Raw genomic sequence first — 1,198 nt, forward strand, 5'->3', positions numbered from 1 at the left:
CGGAATTTGACGTAATCCTTCTTTAATATCCTTAATCCGGTGAGAGATATCGCTCCCTGCTTCAATCGGCAAGACTACTGGATATTGACTCGTAAACCAGCCTACTGTACGAGTGATATCGAGATCAGAAAGAATAGATTCTCGTCCATGTCCTTCCAGATTTACAGCGATTTTTTCCATTCCTGTCCACTGATGAATCGCCATTCCTAAAGCTGTTAACAATAAATCATTGATTTCAGTGTTATATGCCCGGTTTGCTTGTTTTAACAACTGCTCCGTTTCAGAGGCTGTCCATTGGACCGTGATGTCTTCACTATCCTTTATCAAACCACAATCTTGTTCCTCATCCTTCGGCAACAATCCCGTTGGGATTTGCTCGATCTCATTCCAATATTCGCGCTCTTTTTCCATATCTGAACTATTCGCGTAAAGGGATAATTGTTCTGCCCATAATTGGAAAGAATCCGTTTTTTGTGGCAGTTGAATCGCCTCTTCGTTTACCACTTGTTCATATCCTACCCCTATATCTTCCAGTAATATCCGCCAAGAAACACCATCCACTACTAAATGATGAATCACAATCAATAAATGGTCGCCCTCTTCACATTGGAACAAGCCTAGTTTCATTAATGGCCCTTCACTTAAATTAATGCTACTTTGAATCGTATTTACAGCCTCTTCAATCGCTGAGGCAGGATTTACGTTTCCTGTGAAATCCATCACTTCCAAGTTGAATAATTCTTCTTCCTCTATTCCTCGGTTCCATACCTCATACCCTTGTTCGGTTTGACGGAACACCATACGTAAGGCATCATGATGCTCGGCAATTTTTTGCATCGTCTTACGAAGAGCTGATACATCAAATCCTTGTTTCCGGTATAACATGAATGCTTGGTTAAAGTGATAAGGAGCTGTCACCTCGCGGTCGAAAAACCAACGTTGAATTGGTGTTAACTTAGCCTCGCCTGTTACTTCACCTTGTTCAGCCACTCGCGTCATTTTCTCCACATGCGGACTTAAAGACGCAACAGTCGAATATTTGAATAAATTTTTCATCTCTACTCGATAACCAGCTTGATGTAGTCTCGAAGAGACTTGAATGGATTTAATTGAGTCGCCTCCTAAATCAAAGAAATTGTCTAATACTCCAATTTGCGGAACACCAAGTACCGTTTGCCAAATTGAGACTAACATTTCT

General features: G+C 41.1%; 1 protein-coding gene. It reads right to left on the minus strand.

All coding sequences use genetic code 11. The annotated features are described in order from the left end of the window. On the minus strand, positions 1 to 1,198 hold a 1,198-nt coding region (locus AZF08_RS24820), incomplete at both ends, for a condensation domain-containing protein (protein WP_235604088.1).

This window comes from Bacillus gaemokensis, assembly GCF_001590835.1.
Classification (GTDB): domain Bacteria; phylum Bacillota; class Bacilli; order Bacillales; family Bacillaceae_G; genus Bacillus_A; species Bacillus_A gaemokensis.